Source organism: Pseudomonas sp. BAY1663 (assembly GCF_000582595.1).
Classification (GTDB): domain Bacteria; phylum Pseudomonadota; class Gammaproteobacteria; order Pseudomonadales; family Pseudomonadaceae; genus Stutzerimonas; species Stutzerimonas stutzeri_AF.
Map to the genome: position 1 here is coordinate 1 of NZ_AZSV01000067.1, position 25768 is coordinate 25768.

Annotated in this window: 26 protein-coding genes and 3 pseudogenes; 20 read left to right on the forward strand and 9 right to left on the reverse strand. The window is 66.0% G+C overall.

All coding sequences use genetic code 11. The features are described 5' to 3' along the window. Window positions 1-375: AEC family transporter (locus BAY1663_RS16780; RefSeq protein WP_037042937.1), on the forward strand; the 375-nt coding region annotated here is incomplete at its 5' end. A 112-nt stretch (window positions 376-487) separates the two neighbouring features. Here the strand turns inward: BAY1663_RS16780 and BAY1663_RS16785 are convergent. After that, window positions 488-1435, reverse strand: coding sequence for a class I SAM-dependent methyltransferase (locus BAY1663_RS16785; protein WP_037042939.1), 948 nt, complete (start codon window positions 1433-1435; stop codon window positions 488-490). A gap of 25 nt (window positions 1436-1460) precedes the next feature. Then, window positions 1461-2870 carry an iron-containing redox enzyme family protein gene (locus BAY1663_RS16790; protein WP_037042941.1) on the reverse strand — a complete coding sequence of 470 codons (1410 nt, stop codon included), beginning with the start codon at window positions 2868-2870 and terminating at the stop codon, window positions 1461-1463. Between the two features lie 186 nt (window positions 2871-3056). Between BAY1663_RS16790 and BAY1663_RS16795 the strand changes: the two genes are divergently transcribed. Then, window positions 3057-3284: a hypothetical protein gene (locus BAY1663_RS16795; protein WP_037042943.1), complete on the forward strand. Its 228-nt coding sequence runs from the start codon at window positions 3057-3059 to the stop codon at window positions 3282-3284. 132 nt (window positions 3285-3416) lie between these two features. Continuing rightward, window positions 3417-3758, forward strand: coding sequence for a PilZ domain-containing protein (locus BAY1663_RS16800; protein ID WP_037042945.1), 342 nt, complete (start codon window positions 3417-3419; stop codon window positions 3756-3758). Between the two features lie 21 nt (window positions 3759-3779). Here the strand turns inward: BAY1663_RS16800 and flhA are convergent, their stop codons facing one another. The 7 genes and pseudogenes from flhA to BAY1663_RS16835 form a co-directional block, all read right to left on the reverse strand. Beyond that, window positions 3780-5876, reverse strand: a complete 2097-nt coding sequence (gene flhA / locus BAY1663_RS16805; protein ID WP_037042947.1) for a flagellar biosynthesis protein FlhA — start codon at window positions 5874-5876, stop codon at window positions 3780-3782. Next, the gene (gene flhB, locus BAY1663_RS16810) at window positions 5873-7015 is read right to left on the reverse strand and encodes a flagellar type III secretion system protein FlhB (RefSeq protein ID WP_037042949.1); all 1143 of its coding nucleotides are present in this window, start codon (window positions 7013-7015) and stop codon (window positions 5873-5875) included. The genes flhA and flhB overlap by 4 nt, the downstream gene beginning before the upstream one ends. Then, window positions 7008-7787: a flagellar biosynthetic protein FliR gene (gene fliR, locus BAY1663_RS16815; RefSeq protein ID WP_037042952.1), complete on the reverse strand. Its 780-nt coding sequence runs from the start codon at window positions 7785-7787 to the stop codon at window positions 7008-7010. Before fliR ends, flhB begins: the two co-directional genes overlap by 8 nt. Window positions 7788-7808: 21 nt before the next feature. Next, a complete protein-coding gene (locus tag BAY1663_RS16820) occupies window positions 7809-8081 on the reverse strand; it encodes a flagellar biosynthetic protein FliQ (RefSeq protein ID WP_014595416.1) in 273 nt (90 codons plus the stop codon). A gap of 864 nt (window positions 8082-8945) precedes the next feature. Further along, entirely contained in the window at window positions 8946-9701 is a 756-nt protein-coding gene (gene fliP, locus BAY1663_RS16825; protein WP_017245894.1) for a flagellar type III secretion system pore protein FliP, read from the reverse strand. Continuing rightward, window positions 9698-10068, reverse strand: a pseudogene (gene fliN, locus BAY1663_RS16830) (flagellar motor switch protein FliN). Before fliN ends, fliP begins: the two are co-directional and overlap by 4 nt. Next, window positions 10065-10874, reverse strand: a complete 810-nt coding sequence (locus BAY1663_RS16835) for a FliM/FliN family flagellar motor C-terminal domain-containing protein (RefSeq protein ID WP_256206841.1) — start codon at window positions 10872-10874, stop codon at window positions 10065-10067. Before BAY1663_RS16835 ends, fliN begins: the two are co-directional and overlap by 4 nt. A gap of 466 nt (window positions 10875-11340) precedes the next feature. Here BAY1663_RS16835 and BAY1663_RS16840 point away from each other — a divergent pair, with 466 nt between their 5' ends. From BAY1663_RS16840 to BAY1663_RS16920, 17 genes and pseudogenes are all read left to right on the forward strand, one after another. Further along, window positions 11341-12723 (forward strand): sigma-54 dependent transcriptional regulator, encoded by a 1383-nt coding sequence (locus tag BAY1663_RS16840; protein WP_037042956.1) that lies wholly within the window; start codon window positions 11341-11343, stop codon window positions 12721-12723. Between the two features lie 20 nt (window positions 12724-12743). Next, the gene (fliE, locus tag BAY1663_RS16845) at window positions 12744-13064 is read left to right on the forward strand and encodes a flagellar hook-basal body complex protein FliE (RefSeq protein ID WP_014595421.1); all 321 of its coding nucleotides are present in this window, start codon (window positions 12744-12746) and stop codon (window positions 13062-13064) included. A 20-nt stretch (window positions 13065-13084) separates the two neighbouring features. After that, window positions 13085-14761: a flagellar basal-body MS-ring/collar protein FliF gene (gene fliF / locus BAY1663_RS16850; RefSeq protein ID WP_019407399.1), complete on the forward strand. Its 1677-nt coding sequence runs from the start codon at window positions 13085-13087 to the stop codon at window positions 14759-14761. Beyond that, a pseudogene (locus BAY1663_RS16855) lies at window positions 14733-15798 on the forward strand (FliG C-terminal domain-containing protein). Before fliF ends, BAY1663_RS16855 begins: the two are co-directional and overlap by 29 nt. Window position 15799: 1 nt before the next feature. Then, window positions 15800-16498, forward strand: a complete 699-nt coding sequence (gene fliH / locus BAY1663_RS16860) for a flagellar assembly protein FliH (protein ID WP_017245897.1) — start codon at window positions 15800-15802, stop codon at window positions 16496-16498. A 3-nt stretch (window positions 16499-16501) separates the two neighbouring features. Further along, complete coding sequence (fliI, locus tag BAY1663_RS16865) at window positions 16502-17836, forward strand: flagellar protein export ATPase FliI (RefSeq protein WP_037042957.1); 1335 nt, start codon at window positions 16502-16504, stop codon at window positions 17834-17836. After that, window positions 17833-18255 carry a flagellar FliJ family protein gene (locus BAY1663_RS16870; protein ID WP_037042958.1) on the forward strand — a complete coding sequence of 141 codons (423 nt, stop codon included), beginning with the start codon at window positions 17833-17835 and terminating at the stop codon, window positions 18253-18255. Before fliI ends, BAY1663_RS16870 begins: the two co-directional genes overlap by 4 nt. Before the next feature lie 147 nt (window positions 18256-18402). After that, window positions 18403-18678 carry a flagellar biosynthesis anti-sigma factor FlgM gene (gene flgM, locus BAY1663_RS16875; protein WP_037042959.1) on the forward strand — a complete coding sequence of 92 codons (276 nt, stop codon included), beginning with the start codon at window positions 18403-18405 and terminating at the stop codon, window positions 18676-18678. Then, a complete protein-coding gene (gene flgN / locus BAY1663_RS16880; RefSeq protein ID WP_037042960.1) occupies window positions 18675-19115 on the forward strand; it encodes a flagellar protein FlgN in 441 nt (146 codons plus the stop codon). The genes flgM and flgN overlap by 4 nt, the downstream gene beginning before the upstream one ends. A gap of 342 nt (window positions 19116-19457) precedes the next feature. Continuing rightward, window positions 19458-20728 (forward strand): annotated as a pseudogene (gene fliD / locus BAY1663_RS16885) (flagellar filament capping protein FliD). After that, window positions 20725-21120 (forward strand): flagellar export chaperone FliS, encoded by a 396-nt coding sequence (gene fliS / locus BAY1663_RS16890; RefSeq protein ID WP_037042961.1) that lies wholly within the window; start codon window positions 20725-20727, stop codon window positions 21118-21120. Before fliD ends, fliS begins: the two are co-directional and overlap by 4 nt. Continuing rightward, on the forward strand, window positions 21104-21427 hold the full coding sequence (locus BAY1663_RS16895; protein WP_037042962.1) for a hypothetical protein: 324 nt from the start codon (window positions 21104-21106) through the stop codon (window positions 21425-21427). Before fliS ends, BAY1663_RS16895 begins: the two co-directional genes overlap by 17 nt. Continuing rightward, the gene (locus BAY1663_RS16900; RefSeq protein ID WP_128576373.1) at window positions 21424-22581 is read left to right on the forward strand and encodes a flagellar hook-length control protein FliK; all 1158 of its coding nucleotides are present in this window, start codon (window positions 21424-21426) and stop codon (window positions 22579-22581) included. Before BAY1663_RS16895 ends, BAY1663_RS16900 begins: the two co-directional genes overlap by 4 nt. 36 nt (window positions 22582-22617) lie before the next feature. Beyond that, window positions 22618-23079: a flagellar basal body-associated FliL family protein gene (locus BAY1663_RS16905; RefSeq protein WP_037042966.1), complete on the forward strand. Its 462-nt coding sequence runs from the start codon at window positions 22618-22620 to the stop codon at window positions 23077-23079. An 11-nt stretch (window positions 23080-23090) separates the two neighbouring features. Further along, window positions 23091-23825 (forward strand): FliA/WhiG family RNA polymerase sigma factor, encoded by a 735-nt coding sequence (locus tag BAY1663_RS16910; protein WP_037042968.1) that lies wholly within the window; start codon window positions 23091-23093, stop codon window positions 23823-23825. Window positions 23826-23846: 21 nt separating this feature from the next. Next, window positions 23847-24719 carry a flagellar motor stator protein MotA gene (motA, locus tag BAY1663_RS16915; protein ID WP_037042970.1) on the forward strand — a complete coding sequence of 291 codons (873 nt, stop codon included), beginning with the start codon at window positions 23847-23849 and terminating at the stop codon, window positions 24717-24719. Then, window positions 24716-25639 (forward strand): OmpA family protein, encoded by a 924-nt coding sequence (locus tag BAY1663_RS16920; RefSeq protein WP_037042972.1) that lies wholly within the window; start codon window positions 24716-24718, stop codon window positions 25637-25639. Before motA ends, BAY1663_RS16920 begins: the two co-directional genes overlap by 4 nt. Window positions 25640-25768: the final 129 nt, after the last annotated feature.

Genomic DNA, 25768 nt, shown 5'->3' on the forward strand with positions numbered 1-25768 from the left:
AGCCTGCCGGTGCCGCTGGCGACGCTGCTCAAGCTGCTCGGCGCGGCGGCGGCACCCTGCGCGCTGGTCTCGCTGGGGCTGTTCCTCGCCCAGCCGCAGCCCGGCGGCAAGGTGCAGGGCGTGTGGCCGCTGGTGGGGTTGAAGCTGCTGGTACAGCCGCTGATCACCTGGTACCTGGCCTTCGAGGTATTCGAGCTGCCGACCCTCTGGGCCTATTCCGCGCTGCTGCTCAGCGCGCTGCCGACCGGCACCGGGCCGTACATGCTCGCCGAGTTCTACGGCCGCGAGGGCTCGCGGGTGTCGCGGGTGGTGCTGTACTCGACGCTCGGCTCGCTGATCACGTTGTCGGTCTGTCTCTATCTGTTACCCACATAAAGGTCCTGGTACGCGTGGATAAGCCTTCGGTGTTATCCACCCTGCGCCGGACCTGCCGTAGGTGGATGGCCACCCCGTGGAAAACCGCGAAGCGTTTTCCACGCGTTAACGGTCAGCTCGTCGGGCGCGTCACTTCCAATACCACGGCGGCGATGCGGTCGCAGCGGGTATAGGCGCCGCCGAGCAGTTCCTCGCCGAACACGTCCGGGTCGACTTCGCGATAGGTCCAGCCGAAGGCGCTGCCTTCCAGGCGCTGCTGCACCTCGGCCAGGAACGGGTCCTGGTTGTCGAGCATGGCCACGCCGGTATACAGCAGCAGTGTGCCGCCGGGCGCCAGGCGTTCGAGCGCACCGTCGAGGATCGCCAGCGACAGGCCGGCGCCCAGCGGCCCGCCGCCGTGGCGATAGGCGCGCTGGTCGGGGTCGACCAGATAGGGCGGGTTGGCCAGGATCAGGTCGAAGTCGCCGTCGACCGCGCCGAGCAGGTCGCTGTGCGCGGTGCGCAGGTTGTCGGCACCGGCCAGCGCCGCGTTGATCCGCGTCAGGCGCAGCGCTTCGGGGTTGATGTCCAGCGCCAGCACTTCGGCCTGCGGCCGCGCCAGCGCGGTGAGGATGGCGCCGGCGCCGGAGCCGCAGCCGATATCCACCGCGCGGCGCAGCTCGCCGGTATGGCGGTTCAGATGACACTGGATGGCGCTGGCGAAGCGGTAGGTGTCCGGGCCGAAGAACACCGCATCCGCCGCCGCGGTGGGAAAGGCCGAATGCAGGAACAGCTGACCGTCCAGGCTCGACAGGCGCACCTTGCTGCGCCAGCGCGTGCCGCAGGGTTCGAGCACCTGGGCCTGGTCCATCAGGCTGAACAGCGGCGGCGGCAGCAGTTCGTGCTGGAACGGCCGGCTCCAGCCGAACACCCCGGGCAAGTCTTCGGCCAGGGCGTTCTCCGGGCGCTGGTTGACCCGCTCGTGGGTCAGCGGGGTGGGTGTGATGAAGTGATAGCCGCGATCGCGTATGGCTTGCGCCAGATGCAGCAGTGCGCGGTCCTGCGCGGTTTCCTGGGTCATTCGTGGGGTCCTTGGCGTTTGCCTTTCAGTTGAACAGTTGGCTGAATCGCCGTGTGGCCAGCAGGCCGGCGGCGCTGTGGTGGCGCTGGGGCGCGAGCAGCGGCAGCAGCAGGCGCATGCGTGCTTCGCGGGTCGGCTGCCGCGCCAGCTGGCGTTCGAGCAGCTGCAGCTCGGCGTCGAAATCGTTGCCGGCGGCGTGCTCGCCGGACGACGGTTGCGTCCGCTGTTGCTGGTGCTGCGTGGCGAACGGCATGCCGCGCGGGCTGCGCCTGCCCTCGGGCTGCCAGTCGGCGGCGATCCAGTCATGGATCAGTTGCTGCTCGTGCGCACTGAAAACCCCGAACATGGGCGCCTGTTCGCCGACGATCAGCTGCCAGAAACGGCTTTCCCGCGGGTCCTGGCCATGCCTGATCCAGCCGCGCTGCTCCAGCACGGCGAGGAACGACGCGACGCGTTCCGGCTCGGCCAGCCACTGGTTGACCGTGCGGCCCTCGAAGCGGCAGTAGTCGGAATGGACGAACTGGCCGACGCCAGCCTTCTTCTCGAAGATGCGCAGCACCTCGCGCTGCAGATCGAAGTCGCCGATCACCGAGACGGTGCTGGCGCCCAGTTCGTTGAGGCGATAGCCGGCGCGCACCCGCCGGTAGAACTCGGCGCCGTCGGCGACCTGCGGCCAGGCGTCCAGCAGGCTCTGCACGGCCTTCTTCGCATGGCCGCTGTCGGCGTTGTCGACAGTGACGTGCAGGGTGAAGTAGTAGGGATCGATGCCCAGTTCGGTCAGTTCGTAGGCGGTGATCGGCAGGTGCAGCGGCAACTGCTCGTAGCCGAGGTTGAAGCCGATGATCTCCGGCAGGAAGCGTTCGGCATGCTCGGCCAGCGCCAGTTGGATCGCGCCCTGGACGAAGTGCTCGTCGTCCAGCTGCTGCCAGTCGTCGCAGCCCTGGCTGGCCAGCAGCTTGCGGTAGAGCACCACGTGGTTCTTTTCCGGGCGGCCTTCGCCGAGTTCCTCCAGGTAGGTCTGGATCAGCAGGGTGAAGCGCGGGTCGTCCCAGCGCTGCAGCAGGCCGTAGAGCCAGGCGCCGTCGACCAGCTTGGTCGGCGCTACGCCGCGCAGGAAATGCAGCGCGTGGGCCTTGCCGGAGAAGTAGCGGCGCGGCGCGCCGGCCCGCCGCTGCTGCAGATAGGCCTGGTACTGCCGGCCGACCCTGGCGGTGCGCTGTTCGAGCCACGACTGCAGGTCGCGTGGGTCTTGCGGCAGGTCGCAGGGCAGCGCGGCGGCGGCTTCGAGCTGGCTACGCAGGTAATCCGCGGCAGCCATGCGGGCCTCGTCGTCGACATCGCGGAAGAGGGCGAAATACAGCTCCCGCGACGGTTGCGTCGCCATCTGCGGGACGCTGGCTGGCATGCTCGGCAGGCTTCGAGTGGTGAGTTGCATGGTTCCGCTCTGTGTCGGTTTTCGTGGCATTTGGGCCGCGTCGCGCCGGGAATAGTTCAGCCGCGCCGCCGAGCGGCCATTGGTCCGCAAGGGGGCCGTGACCGTGCAACTTCCCCGCGTCGGGACCTCCCTAAAGCCAAGGGGCCTCGGATCGTCCGGGGCCAGCGCAGCGCGAGGAGCGTGGTGATGAGCCAGAGCGAACAGGGCCGCGAGAGCATCGAGTCGATCGACCCGAGCGGCGATGCCCACGAGCAGGACCCGGAAACCACCTCGACCCATGGCGAGGTGTCCGGCGGCGACGAGGCCGACGTGCCCGGCGGCGCCTACAACGTGCCACCGGGTATGGCCGAGGAGGTCAGCGACGAGGAGGCGCTGCACGAGGAACCGCACGAGCGGACGCCATCGTCGCCGTGAGGCAGGTGACGGCGATCACAATCGCACGTGGCGCCGGGGGCCGACACTTAAGTGTCCGCTGGCTTCGGTCGCCTGTTGGCTTGAGACACCGCCAGCCGCCGCGGCGATGATTCCCCTGCCCGAGCCATGGATATGCGCCAACACAGCCGCCTCAGTTTCCGTCATATCAGCAGCATCCAGGTCAGCAACCGCCTCAACGGCGAGCCCATGGGCTATGTCGCCGACCTGTCCCTGGGCGGCTTGCGGCTGGTCGCCAGCCAGCCGCTGGCGATCGGCGGCTGCTACGAGATGGTGTTGCACGTGCCGGAGCACGGCGAACGGGTGCGGCAGATCGAGGTGGTGGTGATCTGCCAGTGGGCGCGCAAGGATTCGCGGCGGAACAGCTTCGAGATGGGCTTCGCCCTGGACCGGCCGTCGGAGGCGTTCACCGCGATGGTGGCCGGCCAGATGCCGCGGCGCCGGCGGCCGTACTGAAGCCCAGATCCTGGCGGGCGCTCAGCCGAGGCTGCCGAGGATATTCACGCCGACGCGGTCGGGAATCTCGTTCTGCGACAGCACGTGGAGTCCCGGGCTGAACACCCGTGCATAGCGCGCCAAAAGCGGGCGCAGCTGCGGCATTACGGTGAGGATCGGCGGATGGCCATCCTTGCGCAGCTTTTCTTTCACCACCGGCATGCTGTTCTGCAGCTGATTGAGCAGGCTGGGCTCCACCGGGATGTTGTCCAGGCTTACCGGCCCGGCCTGCTGGGCGATGGCCAGGGCATTGAGCAAGGTGTTCTCCAACGCGTTCTCCAGCACGAACACGCCCAGCTCACGGCGGTCGCCAGCGACCATCGAAACGATGCTGCGGCGCAATGCGAAGCGCACGTCGGCGGCCAGCAGCACCGGGTCCTTGGTGGTCTCGCTGCATTCGAGCAGGGTGCTGGCGATGGTCTCGATGTCGCGCAGCGGCACCTCTTCCTGCAGCAGCTGGCGGTACACACGCATCTGCTGGGTGTAGCTCAGGGCGCTCTTCAGGCTCTCGGCGAGTTTCGGCGCCTGCACGGTCAGGCGCTGCATCAGGTGCTCGACGTCGTCGTGCTTGAACAGGTCCGGCAGGTGCTCGCGGATCACCTTGTTCAGGTGGGTGGCGATGACGCTGGCGCAATCGATCACCTGATAGCCGAGGTTCAGCGCGCGGGACTTGTCGCCCGGCTGAATCCACACCACCTGCATGCGATAGGCCGGGTCGGTGCCGAGGATGCCGTCGATCTCGCCGTACAGCTCCGGCGACGGGATCGCCATCAGGCGGTCGGCGTGCAGCTCGGCGCCATCGATCTTTTCGCCGTTGATGTAGATGTCGTACTGCGAGGCCTTGAGCCGCAGGCTGTCGCGGATCTGCACTTCCGGCAGCAGAAAGCCGAGGTGCTCGGACAGCGTCTGGCGCACGCCGCGCACCCGCGCCGGCAGCGGCGCACCGGACGCCTCGTTGACCAGCCCGACCAGCTTGTAGCCGAGCGACACCGACAGCCGCTCGACCAGCGGAATGTCTTCCCAGGCCAGCGACTGGGCCTTTTCCTTGTCCATCGCCTGGCCGAGCTGCTGGATCTCCTTGAGATCGGCACCCTCGGCCGGTGGCTGCTGCAGCGAGACGCGCCAGCCGATGAAGCCGATCAGTGCGGCGAAGCCGATGAAGGCCAAGTGCGGCATGCCCGGCACCAGGCCGAGCACGAAGAGGATGCCGGCCACGGTGTACAGCGAAGCCGGATTGGCCAGCAGCTGGCGCTGCACCTGGCTGGTGATATCGCTGGATTCGTTGATGCGGGTGACGATGATCGCCGCCGCGGTGGACAGCAGCAGCGCCGGAATCTGCGCCACCAGGCCGTCACCGATGGTGAGCAGGGCGTACTGCTTGAAGGCATCGCCGGCGCCCAGGTCATGGACGAACACGCCGATGGCGAAACCGCCGAACAGGTTGATCAGGAGGATCAGGATGCCGGCGATGGCGTCGCCGCGGACGAACTTCGAGGCGCCATCCATGGCCCCGTAGAAGTCCGCTTCCTTGGCCACTTCCTGGCGCCGCGCCTTGGCTTCTTCCTGGGTGACGAGGCCGGTGTTGAGGTCGGCATCGATGGCCATCTGCTTGCCCGGCAGGGCGTCGAGGGTGAAGCGCGCGGTGACCTCGGAGATGCGCTCGCCGCCTTTGGTGATGACGATGAAGTTGATGATCATCAGGATCACGAACACCACCAGGCCGACGATGAAGTTGCCGCCGATCACCACCTCGCCGAAGGCCTCGATCACCTTGCCCGCCGCGCCGGTGCCGCTGTGGCCCTCGAGCAGCACCACCCGCGTCGAGGCGACGTTGAGGGTCAGGCGCATCAGCGTGGTGACCAGGATCACCGTGGGGAACAGCGAGAAATCCAGGGGGCTCTTCGACGACACGCTGACCAGCAGCACCAGCACCGCCATGGCGATGTTGAAGGTGAACAGGATGTCCAGCAGCTGCGGTGGCAGCGGCAGGATGATCATCGCCAGGATCGACAGGATCAGCACCGGAATGCCGATCCGGCCGCTGCTGAAGGTGGGCGTGAGTTTCTGCATCAGGCTCATGAGCGTGCTCGGTTGAACAGTTCTTCGGGGATGTGGATGTTGCTGGCCAGCGCCGGCTTGCCCTGGCGCCGACCCTGCTTCCAGGCCTTGAGCTGGAGGATGTAGGTCAGCACGTGGGCTACCGCGGTATAGAGCGGTGCCGGGATCTGCTGATTGACCTGGGTGCTGTAGTAGATGGCGCGGGCCAATTGCGGCAGCTCGACCACCTCACGCCCGTTGGCCTGGGCCATCTTGCGGATGTACAGCGCCATCTCGTCGACGCCGCGGGCGATGACGAAGGGCGTCTCGGCCTTCTTCGGGTCGTACCTGAGCGCCACGGCGTAGTGGGTCGGGTTGACGATCACCACGTCGGCATCCTTGATCACCTTGGCAATCTGCCGCTGCGCCAGCGCGCGCTGCAGCTGCTTGATGCGCGCCTTCACTTCGGGGCGGCCTTCCTGGTTCTTGTGCTCTTCCTTGCGCTCCTGCTTGGTCATGCGCATTTTCTTGAGGAAGAAGAAGCGCTGCAGCGGGATGTCGATGAAGGAAAACAGCACGAACACCAGCAGCAGCGAGATTGCCAGGTCGAAGGTCAGCGAGAAGGCGCCGCCGATGGCGTTGAAGATGTCGGTGCGCTGCAGCGCGACCAGCCGTGGCGCGGCGTAGTACAGCTGCCAGGCGGCGATGCCGAGCAGCGCGGAGATCTTCAGCAGCGACTTGGCCAGCTCGCTCCAGTTCTGCGCGCCGACCATCCGTCCCAGCCCGCTGATGGGGTTGAGCTTGCTGAACTTCGGCGCGAAGTTCTTCGAGGCGAACACCCAGCCGCCCGGCACCAGGGCGAAGGCGATCACCAGGATCGGCGTCAGCAAAAGCGGCAGCAGCACGCTGATGAATACCATCAGGTTGTGCGTGAGGATCACCTGCAGGTCATCGATGCCGATCTCGCTCTGCTGGAAGTTGATGTACGAGTAGCTGAAGCTCTGCTGCATGCCATCGAGAAACAGCCCCGCACTGAGCTTGAGCAGCAGCAGCGTGGCGAGCAGCGAAACGGTGGTGGCGACATCCTTGGAGCGGGTGACCTGGCCATCGTCGCGACTCTTCTTGAGTTTCTGCTCGGAGGCCTCTTCGGTCTTTTCCTGACTGCTGTTCTGCTCAGACATGGCCGCCGCTCCTGAGCAGAACGCCGATCTTGTCCAGCAAGTCGCGGGTCAGGTGCAGGTAGGCCTCGGCCAGGTTCGGCAGGGTCAGGTAGATCAGCGACAGGCCGGCGATGATCGCCATGGGAAAACCGAGCGAGAACAGGTTCATCGCCGGCGAGATGCGGTTGAGCAGGCCGAAGCAGAACTGCACCAGCGTCATGCAGAAGACGATTGGCAGGGCGATCAGCAACGCCGCCGAAATCACCCAGGCCATGGACCAGGCGATGGTCTGCAGACCGTCGTAGAACAGCCCGCTGCCGATCGGCCAGTGGACGAAGCTCTGGTAGATGATGCTCACCGTGACCAGATGGCCGTCGATGGCGAAGAAAAGCAGCGCCAGCAGGATGAAATACAGCTGGTAGATGATCGACGCCGAAGACACGCCGTTCATGGGGTCATTGAATACCGCCATGGACAGCCCGAGCTGGGTCGAGACCACGTCACCGATCAGGGTGAACACGGTGAACACCAGCAGCAGCGCCAGGCCCAGCAGCAGCCCCATGGCGATCTGCTCGATGGTGGCCAGCATGCCTGCCAGCGACAGCGGATCGAGTGTCGGCGGTGTCGGCAAGGCCGCGCCCAGCACCAGGGTCAGCGCCAGCGCCAGGAGGATGCGCACACGTACGCTGATCGCCTTGTGACTGAACATCGGCGCCAGACTGAACACGGCCATGATCCGGCAGAACGGCCACCAGTAGGCGAGCAGCGATTGCAGATAGTGGCCGGCGTGCATGAGGGGATCGTTGGGCATGATTCAGCCGACCAGGCGACCCGCCTGCTGGAAGGTTTCGATGAACAGATCGCTCAGTGTGCGCAGGATCCAGTGCCCGGCGAACACCAGCATGCCGAGGGTGATCAGCAGGCGCGGGAGGAAGCTCAGCATCTGTTCGTTGATCTGGGTGGCGGCCTGGAAAATGCTGATCAGGAGGCCGCCGAGCAGGCTCGGGACGATCAGCACGCAGACCACCAGGACGATCACGTGGATGGCGTTGGAGACGATATGGACGGCGGTGTCGGGGGTTAGCATTGGGGCACCTTTGAGGTGACGGTGAATGCACCGCTCGGCCAGGCGGCGAACTGCAGCTTTGGCTTTGCTTGTTGTGGGAGCGGCCTTGGCCACGAAGCGTTTGGGCTTGGGTTTCTGAGGTTAATGCCTATTGGCCGGGTTGGCAGACGCATTGGTTTCGCCCTGCTGGGCGAGTCCCTTTTGGCAGTCGCCCCAAAAGGAACCAAAAGGTCTTGCCCCTGCATCCGGGTCTCGCTGCGCTCGACTTCCCTCACTCCATCGCTGCTCCGAGTCGCCGCGCAAGGGCCATCCATGGCCCTTCACGGCTCTCGCGGCATCCATGCCGCTCGCCCCTCTGCGCAGCGATTCCATTCGGCCTTCTGAAAGGGGCGTTTGGTGTCGCCTGTCAGGCCGTGCGCGTAAGAACAAGCGAAGCGATTTTTTGCTTTCGTTGCTTGGACACTTCCAGGCACCTCGGTCTCTAATCCCCTTCAGGAGGCCGAGCTTAGGCGTTGCGTAGGGGGTCGCGAGGCATGGATGCCGAGCGAGGAGCGATGGGCCAGGGACGGCCTTTCGTGAGGGGGCGCCTAGTCCGACCCCCGGAGCCGCGTCGAAGCGAGGGAAGTTTTGCGCAGCAAACCGGGGGCGCCCAGTCCGGATGTAGGGGTGGCCTTCTTTTTGGTTACTTTTTCTTGGCCAGACAAGAAAAAGTGACGCGCCGTGCGAGGCGCAACCTGTAGTCCCAGCCGAGGAAAGCGTGGCGCCGAATGCCGGTGTTTGGGCCGACAAAGGTAGGGCATCGCAGCCAAGGTCGCTCTCACAAACGCGCCCTGCCTCCCCATTCTCCAAGCCCCACCGCACGGCCAACGCATCCATTCCCATCACCTAAAACGGCTGAATACTGGTGGTCAACGTCCCCATCAACAGCGCCCAGCCATCAACCAGCACAAACACCATCAGCTTGAACGGCAACGAAATCATCATCGGCGAGAGCATCATCATGCCCATCGCCATCAGCACGCTGGCCACCACCAGGTCGATCACCAGGAACGGCACGAAGATCATGAAGCCCAGCTGGAATGCGGTCTTCAGCTCGCTCAGCACGAACGCCGGCAGCAGCAGCGAGAAATCCAGCTCGTCGAGGTCCTCCGGCAGCTGTTCGCCGGCCAGCGCCACCATGGTTTCCAGGGAGTTCTTGTTGGTCTGCGCCAGCATGAAACCGGCCAGGCTGCCCTTGGCCGAGTCCAGCGCCTGTTCGAGGGTGATCTCGTCGTTCTGGAACGGCTCGTAGGCCTGGCTGTGGATTTCCTGCCAGACCGGGCGCATCACCAGCAGGGTGACGATCAGCGCGATGCCGATCAGCACTTGATTCGGCGGGCTCTGCTGCAGGCCGATGGCCTGGCGCAGGATGGCCAGCACGATGATGAAGCGGGTAAAGCAGGTCATCATCATCAGCATCGCCGGCAGGAAGCCGAGCAGGGTCATGATGATCAGGATCTGCAGCTTCACCGAGAACTCCTGGCCGTTCTCGGTATCGTTCAGGTTGAACAGCGTGATCTCGCCGCCGGCGGCCTGGGCTGCCAGGGGCATCAGCCCGATCAGCAGCAGGCCGAGCAGGCTCAGGCCGCGACGCAGGCTCATGGGGCGAAGGCGTCCAGGCTGGTGCCGGACAGTTCGACGATGCGCAGGCCGTAGTTGCCGTTCATCACCACCACCTCGGCCTTGGCGAACAGGGTGCCGTTGACCTTCACGTCCAGCGGTTCGCCGGCCAGCTTGTCGAGCACGATCACGCTGCTGGTGTCGCACTCCATCAGCTCCTTGAGGGAGATTTCCGCGGAGGCGACTTCCAGGGTGACGTTCACCGGAATCTTGCCGAAGAAGCTCAGGTCCTGGCGTGGCGCTGGCGCGGCCGCCGGGGCCGGTACAGCCGGCTCGTCGACCGCATCCAGCTCAGGTCGCCTTCGTTGATGAGGTTCTCGAATTCGTTGTCGGAAAGATGGCCGTTCATTGGGGGTTCACGCTTTCAAGTGAAGTGAGGAACAGGGCGCCATCCTCTTCGAAGATGGTGCCGCGAAAGAGCTTCTGCTGGTTGATGCGCACTTCGTAACGGTCCAGCGGGCGCAGCATGAGGATGTCGTCGAGCTGCAGGGCGAGCACCTGCGCCAGCGGCATCTGCGCCGCGGCCACCACGCAATCGAGGCGTACCGGCAGGTGTTTGATGTGATCGATGGGATTGCCGGGCAGGCGCGGCACGGGCGGGCCGGCCAGGCGGCTGGTCAGCTCGTCGACCAGCTCGGTGTCCAGATAGAGGTAGATCGAGGAACGGCTGCCGGTGATATGGCTGATGTACTCGTACTCGGCCACGTACTCCCAGCTGGTTTCCTCGTAGTCGTTGCGATAACTGTCGAGTTGGCCGAAGGTCTCGCCGGACAATATCGAGCGGGCGAATATATCGGTGATATCCATGCCCAGCCGATTGCGCATGCGCTGTTCCGACGTGCTGATCGGCGGCGTGTCCTGGCTGGCAATGACGGTGCCGCCGTAATAGCACTCCAGTGCTTCGGTCAACAACGCACGGTCGATGGAAAACCCAACTTTGCCCATGGCCGAGCGATAGATGCAGTCCGGCTCTTCGCCGCGCTCTTCCTGAACATCGATGCGATTCAGTTCGAGATTGATGCGGTAATTACGCAGGAAATAATCACCGATCAGCCGCGGATTCTTGTTGGTACTTTCCTTGATGTACTGCGGAATCTTGTGGTGATGCCGTCCCAGCTTCTGCGGTTTCAATACAGTCAGGCTTTGGGCGGGCACGCATGGTGGACTTTTGCATTGCCAGTCATGTTGTGAACTGTATGTCCTGAGGTCGGTGAACACGGCGGTGATGCCGCTGGCCATTGGTGCAGACAAGTGGGCTGGCTGGCGCGGGTGTTTTTCCGGGCACGGCTCTAGCGTGCCGCCATCCTAGGCATGGGCGCGTGAGAGGGTTAAATCAAGAGATATCAAATGACCTCTTTTGAGCTCATCTGGCATCGCTTGATTTCAATTAAGCAGAACTGATTGGGCGACGGTGCTGGCGCGCTGATAGCGTGCGCGCACTTGTTCGGGAAGTACCTTTGCGAGCGTGCTGGTTCGATTGCGAGTCAGTGGGCAAAGACGGCAAAGACTTCCGAAAAATTAAATCGATTTTTATCTTCCCGCATCTCCGCTGATTCGTTGCGCACGAGCGCGGCGCCTCCCGGAGGGCAAGGTGGTCACATTGAAAAGTGTCAGTCAGGCAATGAACTACGCATGCGACGAGCTATTCGATGAATTGCCGGCGAAGAAAGTCGCCATTATCGGAAGTGCCCAGGCCGAAGCCTGCGAATTTCTGCAGGCCGGTTTGCGCAGGCAGGGTTGCGAAGTTGCGCGTTTCAATGATTTCGCCGAACTCGACAAGGCTCGGCTCGATCGCCTGGCATTGATCTTCGTGGTGGTTGCAAGTTTGCCGGCGCGCTCCTTGTATGCGCAGGTGGAAAGTCTTGTGCGGCGTGCAGGCAGCGTCTGCCTGATTCCGGTAGTCGAGTACGCCGACCAGGAAAAGGCCGCCACGCTGCTGGAACTGGGTTGCGTCGACTACCTGCTGTCACCGTTCAGCGAGACCCAGCTGGGTGCGTTGCTGCGCCGCCAGGTCTGTGCCGAGACCGCCCAGGAAAGCTTCGTTTCCTGCTCCCAGGCCGGTCGCCGCCTACTGGCCATGGCCCAGCGCGTGTCCCTGACCCGCGCGCCGATCCTCATCACCGGCGAGACCGGCACCGGCAAGGAGCTGATGGCGCGCTACATCCATCGCTTTTCCGCCAGCCCGGACGCGCCCTTCGTCGCGGTGAACTGCGCGGCGATCCCCGAGCAGATGCTCGAATCCATTCTCTTCGGCCATGAGAAGGGCGCCTTCACCGGCGCGGTGAGCGCCCAGCCCGGCAAGTTCGAGTTGGCCAATGGCGGCACCCTGCTGCTCGACGAGATCGGCGAACTGCCGCTGGGGCTGCAGGCCAAGCTGTTGCGCGTGCTGCAGGAGCAGCGCGTGGAGCGCCTCGGCGGGCGCCGCGAGATCGAGCTGAACGTGCGCATCATCGCCGCGACCAACCGCGACCTGCAGCAGGAAGTGGCCGAGGGCCGCTTCCGCGCCGACCTGATGTTCCGCCTCGACGTGCTGCCGCTGCATATCAGCCCGCTGCGCGAGCGCAAGGAAGACGTGCTGCCGCTGGCCCGCCGCTTCATCAGCAAATACGCACCGCAGGAAGCCCACGACGAGCTGCTCACCGAGGACGCCTGCCGCGCGCTGCTGCAGCACGACTGGCCGGGCAACGCCCGTGAACTGGAGAACACCGTGCAGCGCGCGCTGGTGCTGCGTAACGGGCTCTTCATCCAGCCCCAGGACCTGGGCCTGGCGGTGCCGACAGGCGCACCGGTACGCAGCGAGCGCCCGCTGGTGCTTGCCGCGGAGAACGGCAAGGCGGCGCTGCGCGCGAGCGGCAAGTGGGCCGAATACCAGCACGTGATCGACACCATCCGCCGCTTCGACGGCCACAAGGCCAAGGCCGCCGCCAGCCTGGGCATGACCTCGCGCGCGCTGCGCTACCGCCTCAACGCCATGCGCGAGCAGGGCATCGAGCTGAATTTCTGAACCATCGGGGAAGCACGACCATGAGTTCCATCAATCAGGTACAGCAGGATCTGCTGGGTCGCATGCAGCAGCTGGCCAGCGTTGCCGAGGGCCAGCCGATCCGTCCGTCGAGCATGGCGGCCAACGCCATCAGCGGTTCGTTCGAAGCCGCCCTGCGTTCGGTGGACGCCGAGCAGCACAAGGCCAGCGCGGCGATGGCGGCGGTGGACAGCGGCAAGAGCGACGATCTGGTCGGCGCGATGATCGACAGCCAGAAGGCCAGCGTGTCGTTCTCGGCGCTGCTACAGGTGCGCAACAAACTGACCACGGCGTTCGACGACGTCATGCGAATGCCGCTTTGATCGGCCCAGAGAGCTAAGACGTGCTGCAGAAACTCAAATCCCGGTTGCCCGAAGGCGGGCTGCAACTCGATCCGCGCGTGACGCTGGCGGGCATGGCGGTGATCGCCGCCGCGCTGGCGGTGGCCGTGGCCTTCTACCTGTGGCGTGACAATGGCTCGTTCCGCCCGCTGCATGGCGCCGGCGAGTCGTTCCCCGCCGCCGAGGTGATGCAGGTGCTCGACGGCGAGGCGCTGCAGTACCGCATCCATCCGCAGAGCGGCCAGATTCTGGTGCGCGAGGACCAGCTGGCGCGGGCGCGGCTGCTGCTCAACGCCAAGGGCGTGAAGGTTGCGCAGCCGGCTGGCTACGAGCTGTTCGACAAGGAAGAGCCGCTGGGCACCAGCCAGTTCGTTCAGGATGTGCGCCTCAAGCGCAGCCTGGAAGGCGAACTGGCGCGCACGGTGATGGCGCTCAAGGGCGTGCAGCAGGCGCGGGTGCATCTGGCCCAGGAGGAGAACAGTTCCTTCGTGGTCAGCAAGCGCGCGCCGAGCAAGGCGTCGGTGATGTTGCAGCTGGAGCCCGGCTACAAGCTGAGCAGCGACCAGGTCGGCGCCATCGTCAATCTGGTCGCCAACAGCGTGCCCAATCTGAAGCCGGAAGATGTCGGTGTGGTCGACCAGTACGGCGCGCTGCTCTCGCGCGGGCTCAACGTCGGCGGCGGGCCGGCGCAGAACTGGCAGGCCGTGGAGGACTACCAGCAGAAGGCTGCGGCCAATATCGAGCAGGTACTGGCACCGGTGCTGGGCCTGGGCAACTTCCGCATCAGCGTGGCGGCGGACATCGACTTCAGCCAGAAGGAAGAAACCTTCCAGTCCTACGGCGACACGCCGCGCCTGCGCAACGAGGTGCTGCGCAACGAGAGCGCGCTGGATCGTCTGGCGCTGGGCGTGCCTGGCTCGTTGAGCAACCGGCCGGTACCGCCGGCGCCCGAAGGCGAAGAAGCCCAGCAGCCGGCCACCGAGAACAAGGGCGCCACCTCGCTGCGCGAGGAATCGACCCGCCAGATGGATTACGACCAAAGCGTGGTGCACGTCAGACATGCCGGCTTCGCCCTGCGCCAGCAGAGCGTGGCGGTGGTGCTCAACTCCGCGGCGGCGCCGGAGGGTGGCTGGACAGACGAGGCCCGCGCCGAGCTGGAGGCCATGGTGCGCAGTGCGGTCGGCTTCAAGCAGGAGCGCGGCGATCTCCTGAGTCTCAGCGTGTTGCCGTTCGCTGCCGTGGAGCCGATCGAGCAGGTCGTGCCCTGGTGGGAGAACAGTCAGGTCCATGCGCTGGCCAAGGTCGGCGTGGCCGGGCTGATCGCCCTGCTGTTGCTGCTGATCGTGGTGCGCCCGGCGGTACGCAATCTCACCCAGCGCAACGTCGCGGCACTGCCGCAGCGCGAGGGGCTGGAAGGCAGCCTGGTCGAGCCGAGCGCACCGGCCGCGCTGGAAGGCGACAGCCGGCCGGCACTGGCCAGCCCGCGCGAACCCGGCGGACCGCACATCTTCGGTGAGCTCAACCCGCTTTCGGAGATCCGCCTGCCGGCACCGGGCTCGGGTCTTGAGCTGCAGATCGAGCACCTGCAGATGCTCGCCAAGAACGACCCCGAGCGGGTCTCGGAAGTCATCAAGCATTGGATAGGGCGCAATGAAAGAGACCTCAACCCAGCCGGCTGAAGACAGCCAGGCGTCGTCCCGCGAGATCAAGCCGCGGCCGGTGCAGCTGCGCTCGGTCAGTTCGCTGGATCAGGCGGCAATCCTCATGCTGAGCATGGGCGACGAGATATCCGCTGGCATCCTGCGCAACTTCTCCCGCGAGGAAATCATCAGCATCAGCCAGGCCATGGCGCGGCTGTCCAACGTCAAGCAGCCGATGGTTTCCGATGTGATCAGCCGCTTCTTCGACGACTACAAGGAGCAGAGCAGCATCAAGGGGGCCTCGCGCTCCTACCTGGCCGGCATGCTCTCCAAGGCGCTGGGCGGCGACATCACCCGCTCGCTGCTCGATTCCATCTACGGCGAGGAGATCCGCGCAAGATGGCCAAGATGGAGTGGCTCGATCCCAAGCAGTTCGCCGCGCTGATCGCCAAGGAGCACGCGCAGATGCAGGCGGTGTTCCTTGCCTTCCTGCCGCCGGGCATGGCCACCGAGGTGCTCGAGTGCATGCCGGCCGAGCGCCAGGACGAGCTGCTCTACCGCATCGCCAACCTCTCGGAGGTCAACAGCGACGTCATCGCCGAGCTGGAGCAGCTGATCGATCGCAGCCTCAAGGTGCTCAGCACCCAGGGCTCGCAGGTGCGCGGGGTGAAGCAGGCGGCGGACATCATGAACCGCTTCAAGGGCAACCGCGACCAGATGTTCGAGCTGCTGCGCGCGCACAACGAGGAGCTGGTGAGCAAGATCGAAGACGAGATGTACGACTTCTTCATCCTCTCGCGGCAGAACCAGGACGTGCTGCAGACGCTGCTGGAAGTCATCCCGCTGGACGAGTGGGTGGTCGCGCTCAAGGGCGCCGAGCCGGAGCTGGTCAAGGCGATCCAGGGCGCCATGCCCAAGCGCCAGGCGCAGCAGATGGAGTCGATCAACCGGCGCCAGGGCCGGTGCCGCTGAGCCGTGTCGAGCAGGTGCGCAAGGACATCATGGCCGTGGTGCGCGAGATGTCCGCCGATGGCGAGCTGCAGGTGCAGCTGTTCCGCGAACAGACGGTGGAGTGAGATGACGGTCAAGGTGATCAAGGGTGCCGACCGCAGTTGGCGGCCGTTCCGCTTTCCGCCCCGGGTGAAGCCGCAAGGCCCCGCCGCGGAAACCCTGGCCGGCGATCCGGCAGCCCTGCAGCGGGCGGTGGCCGATGGCTTTCAGGAGGGCATCGACAAGGGCTATCGCGAAGGCTTGGAGCAGGGCCGCGAGGCGGGCCACCGCGAGGGCTTCCAGCGTGGTGTCGAGGACGGCAAGGCGCTGGGCCTGGAGGATGGCCGTCTGCAAGGGCGACGGGCGTTCGACGAGGCCGGCCGGCCGCTGGATCGGCTGATCGAGTCATTCGAGCGCTTCCGTGCCGAGTACGAACAGGCGCGTCGCGAGGAACTGCTGGAGCTGGTGCAGAAGGTGGCGCGCCAGGTGATCCGTTGCGAACTGACCCTGCATCCCACGCAACTGCTGACCCTGGCCGAGGAGGCGCTGACCGCCATGCCCGGCGATCAGGAAGACGTGCGTATCCACCTCAATCCTGAAGAGTGCGCGCGCATCCGCGAGCTGGCACCGGAACGTGCCGCCGCCTGGCGCCTGGTGCCGGACGAGAAGCTCGCGCTCGGCGAATGCCGTGTGCTCACCGCCCAGGCCGAAGCCGACATCGGCTGCCAGCAGCGGCTGGACTCGTGCATGGAAACCCTCGCCGAACACATCACGGCGCAGGGCTGAGCCATGGCCCTGCGCGACAGCTTCCGCCTCGACGAGGCCCTGCGCTCGCTGGACAACGTGCAGCTGGCCAAGGTCAGCGGGCGGCTGGTGCGCGTCTCCGGGATGCTGCTGGAAAGCCTCGGCTGCCAGCGCATGACCGGCCAGCGCTGCTATGTCGAGCAGGGCGACGGCAGCATGCTGGAGGCGCAGGTGGTGGGCTTCAATCGCGATATCACTTACCTGATGCCGTTCAAGAAACCGGTCGGCCTGACCGCCGGTTCGCGGGTATTCCCGGCGCCGGATGACGCCAAGCTGCATATCGACGAGTCCTGGCTGGGCCGCGTGGTCAACGGCCTCGGCGAGCCGCTGGACGAACTGGGCAAGCTCGGCGGCCGCGACCCGTTGCCGACCGAGCTGCCATCGGTCAATCCGCTCAAGCGCAAGCCGGTCAGCGAAGCGCTGGATGTCGGCGTGCGCGCCATCAACGCCACCCTGACCCTGGGCAAGGGCCAGCGGGTCGGCCTGTTTGCCGGCTCGGGCGTGGGCAAGAGCGTGCTGCTCGGCATGATCACCCGGCAGACCAAGGCCGATGTGGTGGTGGTCGGGCTGATCGGCGAGCGTGGCCGTGAGGTGCAGGAATTCATCCTGCATTCACTGGGCGAAGAGGGCCTGAAGAAGGCCGTGGTGGTGGTCGCACCGGCCAACGAATCGCCGCTGATGCGCCTCAAGGCCACCGAGCTCTGTCACAGCATCGCCGCCTATTTCCGCGACCAGGGCCATGACGTGCTGCTGCTGGTGGATTCGCTGACCCGCTATGCCATGGCTCAGCGCGAGATCGCCCTGGCCCTCGGCGAGCCGCCGGCGACCAAGGGCTACCCGCCGTCGGTGTTCGGCATGCTGCCGGAGCTGGTGGAAAGCGCCGGCAATGGCGCCAGCGACAACGGCAGCCTGAGCGCCATCTACACGGTGCTGGCCGAAGGCGATGACCAGCAGGACCCCATCGTCGACTGCGCGCGGGCGATTCTCGACGGCCACATCGTGCTCTCGCGACGCCTGGCCGAAGCCGGGCATTACCCGGCCATCGACGTCTGTGCGTCGGTCAGCCGCTGCATGAGCCAGGTCGGCCAGCCGGCGCACCTGGGCGCGGCGCGCCAGCTCAAGGAGTGCTACAGCGCCTTCGAGAAGATCAAGGAGCTGATCCCGCTCGGCGGCTATACGCCCGGCGCGGACAGCCAGACCGACCGCGCGGTGCAACTGGCGCCGACCATCGAACGCTTCCTGCGCCAGGACGTCGGCGAAGCCGCGGAACTGGAAACCAGCGTCGCCACCTTGCAGAACATCCTCGGGAAGGCACGATGAAACAGCAGCTCGAAACCCTCGGCCGCCTGGCCAGCCTGCGTGGCAACCGCGTACGCAAGATGCTCGGGCAGGTGCAGTACCAGCAGAACCTCTGCCAGCGCTACCGCAACAACATCACCGGCCTGAGCCGCCTGTGCGGCTTCAGCGTGCCGATGAGCACGCCGCTGCAGCGTGACAACCAGCAGCGCTACAAGGCCACGCTGCACAAGATGGTGGAGCTGCAGCGCCGCGAGCTGGCGGTCGCCGAGCAGGCGCTGGAGCGCATCCGGCGCGAGCTGCTGCAGGCCATGCGCAGCGAGAAGGTGGTCGAGCACATGATCGACAGCAAGCTGCAGCAATGGCAGCAGCTGCTCGCGCAGCAGGAGCAGAAGATCCAGGACGGCCTGGCTGCCCAGGCCCATTGGCGCGCCACCCACTGAGCGCGTTCCATCGGCTCGTCGTAGCGGTCGTGGAGCCATACGCTGGCGCTCGGTAGACTAGCCGCGCCCGGCATCGTGAACAGGCATTTAAGTTTCGTGGCCGGGCGGTCGCCTGTTTGGCTGTAACCACCGAGTTGGAAAGAAATCATGGAAATCAGCCGGCACTTCAAGCCCGCCCTGACACCGGCCACCGAGGCCAGCTCCACCCGCCAGCCCGTCGCGCGCCCGGCGCCGGAAAGCACCGCGCGCCAGCCGGAAAGCCTGCCGCTGGAGCAGATGCACGAGGCCCTGCGCGCCATGCCGGAAATCGACCTGGAGCGCGTCGCGGCGCTCAAGCAGGCGCTGCAGCGCGGTGAGATCAGCAGCGATCCCGCCGAGCTGGCCGGCAGCATGCTCGCCTATCACCGCGGAAGCGATGCGTGAACCAGCGCGACAAGCTGCTCGCGATCGTCGCTAACGACCTCGAGCAGGACGGCGACGATTACCGGGCCCTGCGCGACCTGATGCAGGCGCTCTATGCCTTCCTGCTCGAACGCGACAGCCTGGAGATCGACCGGCTCAACCTGCAGATCACCACGCGCGCCGAAACCATCGGCGCGCGCGCCCAGCGCCGCGCCAAGGTGCTGGGCGCCTTCCGCCTGCCGCAGGATGCGGACGGCATGCAGCGGTTGCTCGCCGGCTACCCCGAGGAGCAGGCCGCGCGTGTACGCCAGCTCTGGCAGCAACTGGGCGCGTTGGCCACGCAGTGCCAGCAGATCAACGAGCGCAACGGCAAGCTGCTGGCGATGCACCACGAGATTCTCGAGCAATTGCTTGCCGGCAGCCACGATGCCCGGCTTTACCAGCCGCAGGGCTACTGAATCCGCCGCGCATCGGGACTGCCGCTCGGCGTCTTGGTGGTGGGCCCTTCCGGTTCGGATGTGGCCGGCCGCTTCCCTTCCTCGCTCCGTTGCCCCCCGGCGCCGGCCTGCGGCTCGCGCACGATAATTCGCGATACGCCTTAAGCGCTCCCCCCTCCACCGTCGCCTTGATACAGGGATGTTCCGCCGCCTCGCCAGGCGGAAACGGCGTTTCCCCGTTTCCCTGTCCGGCGCCCGAGCGGAAGCGGTTTTTCTCCATGGTTGCCGTGAAAAGCCCATTGAATCAATGAGTTGTGACTTGGCACCCAATTTGCTCAACAGGTTTCAGGAAGGGGATCGGTAATGGCGATAGATTCAGATTACGTAAAACAGATGTCGACGCAGCTGGCGACCTATGAAGTTCAGTCTTCGCTGGACCGGCTCAATCGCAACGAGAGCAACTACCAGGCCCAGCGCGATGCGCTGAGCAAGTTGCGCACGTCGCTGACGACCTTCAAATCCGCCGTTGCCGGCCTGAAGACCGGCAAGGCGACGATGCTGGTCAACAGCGCCTCGTTCAGCCAGGAGGCTACGCCACGGCCACGCTCGGCAGCACGGCGCAGCCGGGCAGCTACCAGTTCTATGTCGAACAGCTGGCCAGCAAGCAGCAGGTCGCCGTGCAGGGGCTGGTCGATGGCAGCCTGAGCGGAACCCTGACCCTCAAGGGTCAGGATTTCGACCTCGGCGGCTATGCCACCCTCGACGAGGCGGCCAAGGCCATCAATGCGGCCGAGCTGGGCGTGCAGGCGACGCTGGTGCGCAGCAACGGCGAGGTCAGCCTGGTACTGACCAGCGCCGAAAGCGGCGTGGCCAACGCCTTCAGCCTGGCCCTGAGCGGCAATGCCAGCGCCAGCACGACCACCCTTTCCGAGGCCGCGGATGCGCGAATTCGCATGGGCGGCAGCTACGGCGCCGGCGGCATCGAGCTGACCAGTTCCAGCAACACCTTCGCCAACGTCATCGACGGCGTCAGCCTGTCGGTCAGCAAGCTCCACAGCGCCGGTGACGCGCCCCTGACGCTCACCATCGGCCAGGACCAGAGCGCGACCAAGGCCAAGGCGCAGAGCTTCGTCGATGCGTTCAACGCGCTGATGACCAGCTTCGACTCGCTGACTGCCAGCGGCACGGAAAGCAGCGCGCGCGGCACCCTGGCCGGCGACGCCAGCGTGCGCAGCATCGAGAGCCGGCTGAATGCGCTGCTGCGTACCGATTTCGGCGGCACCAACCTGATCAACTTCGGCATCAGCGCCGATCGCAACGGCAAGCTGACCATCGACAGCGCCCGTTTCGAGGCGGCGGTGGCCAACGATCCGGAAGGGTTCGAGGCGCTGTTCACCGGCAAGGACAACCTGCTCGACAGCCTCGACAAGACCGTCGCCGGTTACACCAGCAGCACCAACGGCACGCTGAAGAGCCGCCTGGACACGCTGGACATGAACCTGCGGCGCGTCGACGAGCAGTTCGAGAACCTGCAGCAGCAGTACGACACCTACTACGCCCGCTATCTCAAGCAGTTCACCTCCATGATGCAGACCATGCAGAGCATGGAGCAGACCTACGGATTGTTCGGATGACCTACCTGCCCAACGACAGTTACGACAGCTACCGCGCGGTGGACCTGGAAGCCCGCGCGGCGTCCGCATCCCCCTACGAGCTGGTGCTGGTGCTGATGGATGGCCTGCTCGACGAGCTGTCCCGCGCCCGTGGCCATATCGAGCACAAGCGCTATCAGCAGAAGGGCGCTTCGCTGGAGAAGTGCATGAACATCCTCAACGGCCTCAACGGCGCGCTCGACGAAGAGGCCGGCGGCGAGGTCGTGCAGGGGCTGGCGCGGCTCTACGAATACTGCATCTACCGGCTCTCCGATGTCAGCGTGACGCTGTCGCTGGAGGGCCTGGACGAAGTGGTCAACCTGCTCGGCGTGCTGCGTGAGGGCTGGGAGGGCGTCAGTGCCGCGCGCAAGTGATGCCGGGCGCCTGCAGGCGCTGCATGCCGGCCTGCAACGGGCGCTGCAGGCCGGCGACTGGCGGGCTGTCGGCGAGGTCGACCGGGCCATTCGGGCCTGCCTGGAGGCCCTGCCGGCGAGCGCGGCGCTGGATGAGCCGGCGCAGGCCGCCAGGCAGCGGCTCAAGCGTCTGCACGGCGAAGCCCTGAAGGCCTGTGGCGAGGAGTGCGAGCGCTTGCGCCTGCTGCTGGTGAACCATCTCGATTACGCCGAAGGGCGGGCGGCCTACCAGCGGACCGAGATGCTCCAGATGGGGGATCCGGCATGATCCGTTCTATTGCGGCCATGGGCGGCAACGCCGCCGTGGAAGCTTCCGGCCAGCCGGCCGTGGTGCGCCCCGCCGCGCTGGACGGACGGCTGGCAGGCGAGCGCAGCGCCAGTGCCGGGTTGCCGGTGGGGTTCCGCGAGCGCCTGCTGCGGGTGGGTGGCGAGCTCGACATAGCGCCGGTGGCGTTACAATCGGCGATGCCCCTGGAGCCGTTGCCGTCCGTGCAGGCGAACGCCCAGCCGGCTGCCGAGCGCTCCTCCGGGCAGGACGAAAGCGCGCAGGAGCTGACTGCCGAGCAGTGGCTATTCGGCATGCTCGATCAGCAACAGGCGGTGGTGCAGGCGCGCGACCTGGCCGCGGCGCAGCCGGGGCAGGTTGCGCAAGCGGCATCGCCGAGCCCGTCGGGCGAAGTCTTCGTCGATCGGCAGCAAAGGGCGCTGGCGACGCTGGAAACCCTCCTGGCCGGCCAGCGCGGCGAGAGGCCGCCGCTGGCGGGCGATTCCGGCGTCATCGCGGCGTCCCGCTCGTCGACGCCCGATATGCCCGGCGCACTGCCGGTCCCGACCGAGGCACTGGCCGGTGCCCTGGGCCCAGCCGGCGAAACGTCATCCGCCGCACAGGCGGAGCGCCTGCTCGCCGCGCTCGATCCGAACGCGGATCCCGAGCCCCTGGCCATGAGCGGTGAGCGCACGGTGCCGCCGCAGGGAATGGAGCACTCGCTCAAGCTGCACGCCCCGCAAGCCAAGTGGGGCGAGCAGATGCTGCAGGCACTGCGCGAGCACGTCGAGCTGCAGCTGCAGCAGCGGCAGCAGAGCGCCAGCATCCGCCTGGACCCGCCGGAGCTGGGCAGTCTGGAAATCCACCTCAGCCATGAGTCCGGGCGCCTCACCGTGCAGCTCAGCGCCGCCCACGCCGACGTCGCGCGCCTGCTGCAGCAGACCAGCGACCGCCTGCGCCAGGAGCTGGTGGGGCAGCACTTCGTACAGGTCAACGTGCAGGTGGCCGCCGACGGGCAATCGGGCCAGCAGGGCCAGGCGCGCCAGCGGATGCCGGCCGGTGAGGAGCCGGTGGCGGCCAACGGGCTGGCGGAAGACACCGCGCAGGATACCGAGCGCTCCGGCAGTCGCGCCCGCGACGTGCTGGTCACGGTTTGATCGGATCAACGCTAATTACTGGATTGTGAATTTGCCATGTCGACGTCTCGTCTCGTTCTCCTGATGCTGCTGCTCAATGTGGTCACCGTCGCCGGTGGCGTCGGTGTCAGTTACTGGCTGCTCAAGCCCGGGCTGGAACAGGCCGCGGGGGCGGGCCAGGCAACGGCCGAGCCGCTGGTGCCGGTGGAATACGAGTTCTATCCGGTGCCGAAGGTCATCGTCAGCCTGCGCGGCGAAGGTCGCGAGCACTACTTCGTGCTGGACCTGGCGCTGCAGGCCGAAGCTTCGGACGAGCCGAAGAACTTCGCCCAGGCCGAACCGCTGGTGCGCAATTCGGTGGTCAGCTACCTCTCCGGACTCAGCTTCGACGAGCTGCGCTCGCTGCCGATCGGCGACCTGCAGGCACGCCTGGAAACCGCACTGTTCGCCGACTTCGCCAGCAAGAATGCGCTCGCGCCGTTCAAGCACGTGCTGGTCAGCAAGCTGATCGTTCAGTAAGGCCAGCCGCCATGAGCGCCACCTGTCCCATCGACTGCTACGGCGCCACCCCGGCCGGCCATGCGCTGTTCGCGCCGGGCGCCGAGCAGCGCTGGCTGATGCAGTACCTGCCGCTGGTCAAGCGCATCGTCCGCCAGCTGTCGCTGCAGACGAACCAGGTGCTCGACCGCGAGGACATGGAGCAGATCGGCATGATCGGCCTGCTCGAGGGCCTGCGCCGCTATGGCGAGCCGGACGAGCAGTTCGGCCGCTTCGCCGCGCTGCGCATCCGCGGCGCCATTCTCGACGAGCTGCGCCGCCAGGATTGGCGCCCGCGGCAGGTGCGCCAGCAGGTGCACAAGGTGCGCGACGCCATTCGCGAGCTGTCGCGGCGGCTGGGCCATGCGCCCAGCGACGAGGAGATCAAGGCCTTCACCGGCCTCGACGAGAAGGATTACCAGGCCTTCCTCTGGGCCGATTCGTCCGAGGCCATCGAGAGCCTCGACGAACTGCTGCAGAGCGGCCATGAGCAGTTCCCGGATGCGGCCGAGCTGTTCGAGGAGCGCCTGCTCAAGGAGCGGCTCCTGGAACAGGCGCTGGCCCGGCTGGACGAGCGCGAGCGGCTGGTGCTGACGCTCTACTACCAGCACGAGTTGAGCCTCAAGGAAATCGCCCTGGTGCTGGAGGTCAGCGATGCCAGGGTCTGTCAGTTGAGCAAACAGGCGATCGGCAAGGCCTGTCGCTTTCTGGGGTCGGTAGATCCTTAACCGAGAGAAGCCAGTAACGTCATGCAGAAAGTATTAGGTGCATTCATCATCATCGGCTGCGTGCTGGGCGGCTACGCCATGGCCAACGGCAACATGCGGGTGCTCTGGCAGCCGGCCGAAGTGGTGGTCATCCTGGGCGCCGCGATCGGCAGCCTGGTGGTCGGCAACCCCAAGGAAGTGCTGGTGGAGATGCTCTCGCAGATCCGCGGCGTGTTCATCTACCAGCGCCGTGGCGAGGAATTCCAGCGCCAGTTGCTGATGCTGCTCTACGAGCTGCTGGAGATGGTCGATGTAGGCGGCCTCAAGGTGCTCGATTCGCACATCGAGGAGCCGGAGCAAAGCGACCTGTTCGCGCGCTACCCGCTGATCCTCACGGAGAAGAACCTGATGGCGTTCATCGCCGACAACTTCCGCCTGATGGCCATGGGCAAGATCAGCGCCCATGAACTCGAGGGCTTCCTCGAACAGGAGCTGGAGGCCATGGAGCACGCGCTGCTGCAACCGTCGCGCTCGCTGTTCAAGATCGGCGAGGCGATGCCGGGCTTCGGCATCCTCGCGGCGATCATGGGCATCATCATCACCATGGGCAGCATCGGCGGCAGCGTCGCCGAGATCGGCGCCCACGTCGCCGCGGCGCTGGTCGGCACCTTCCTCGGCATCTTCTTCTGCTACTGCCTGATGGAGCCGCTGTCCAACGCCATGGGCCAGCGGGTCAAGACCGAGCTGTCGGCGCTGGAATGCGTGCGCACCACGCTGGTCGCGCACTTGGCCGGCAAGCCGACGCTGCTGGCGGTCGACGCCGGCCGCAAGCTGATCGAACAGGACGTCAAGCCCGCCTTCCGCCAACTCGAGGTCTGGGTCAACCAGTACGAGGAAGAAAGGGACGCGGCATGAGGAGCCGAGGCAAGGGTAAAGGCGGCGAAGAGCACGAGATCATCGTCCGGCGCCGCTCCAAGAAAGGCCATGAGGACGAGCACGGCGGCGCCTGGAAAGTGGCGTTCGCCGACTTCACCCTGGCGATGATGGCGCTGTTCATGGTGTTGTGGATCATCCAGCCGCAGATGAACCTGACTAACCCGGCCTTCGGCGAGCAGGAGAGCAACCCGCTGGTCGACGGCGGTGCCGGCATCTTCGACGGCACCAGCACCTCGCCGCTGGAGCTGGACGGCGTACCGGTCCGCCCGCCGCAGGCCGATCCGCAGCCACGCGAGCGGGCCGACCGGGAGCCGGCCGATGGCAGCCGCCATTACGGTTCCAGCGCCGAGCTGCAGGCGCTGGCCGAGCTGATGAAGGAAGTGGCCAGCGAGGTCGATGCCCTGGCCAATGTCGAGGTGGACGTGGTGCCCCAGGGGCTGCGCATCCTGATCAAGGACGACCAGCAACGCTTCATGTTCCAGCGTGGCAGCGCGATCCTCAATCCGCACTTCGAGCGCCTGCTCGGTGTGCTCGCCGGCGTGCTGAGCAAGGTCGAGAACAAGCTGATCATCAGCGGCCATACCGACGCCACGCCCTACCGGCTGCAGGCCGGCTACAACAACTGGAACCTGTCTGGCGACCGTGCCCTGCGTGCGCGCAACGTGCTGGTGGAGGCCGGGCTGCCCGCGCGCTCGGTGCTGCAGGTGACCGCCCAGGCCGACGTCATGCCGCTGCGGCCGGACGATCCCGAGAACGGCGCCAACCGGCGCGTGGAAATCCTGCTGCTGACCGATACGGCCCAACAGCTGTATCAGGAGCTGTTCGGCGACAGCTACGGCAAGGTGCGCTTTTCCGAGAGCGGTGCGCAGTACAGCGAGCCGGGCAAGGCGGGAATTTGAGGCGCGCCAGGGAGCGCGTCCGTCGTAGGAGCCGGCTTGCTGGCGATGCTTCTGCTGCGGCTACGGATCGCCAGCCAACTGGCGCCGGCAAAACCTACTAGGGTCTGTTGCCGTTTCGTTCGCGGCCGC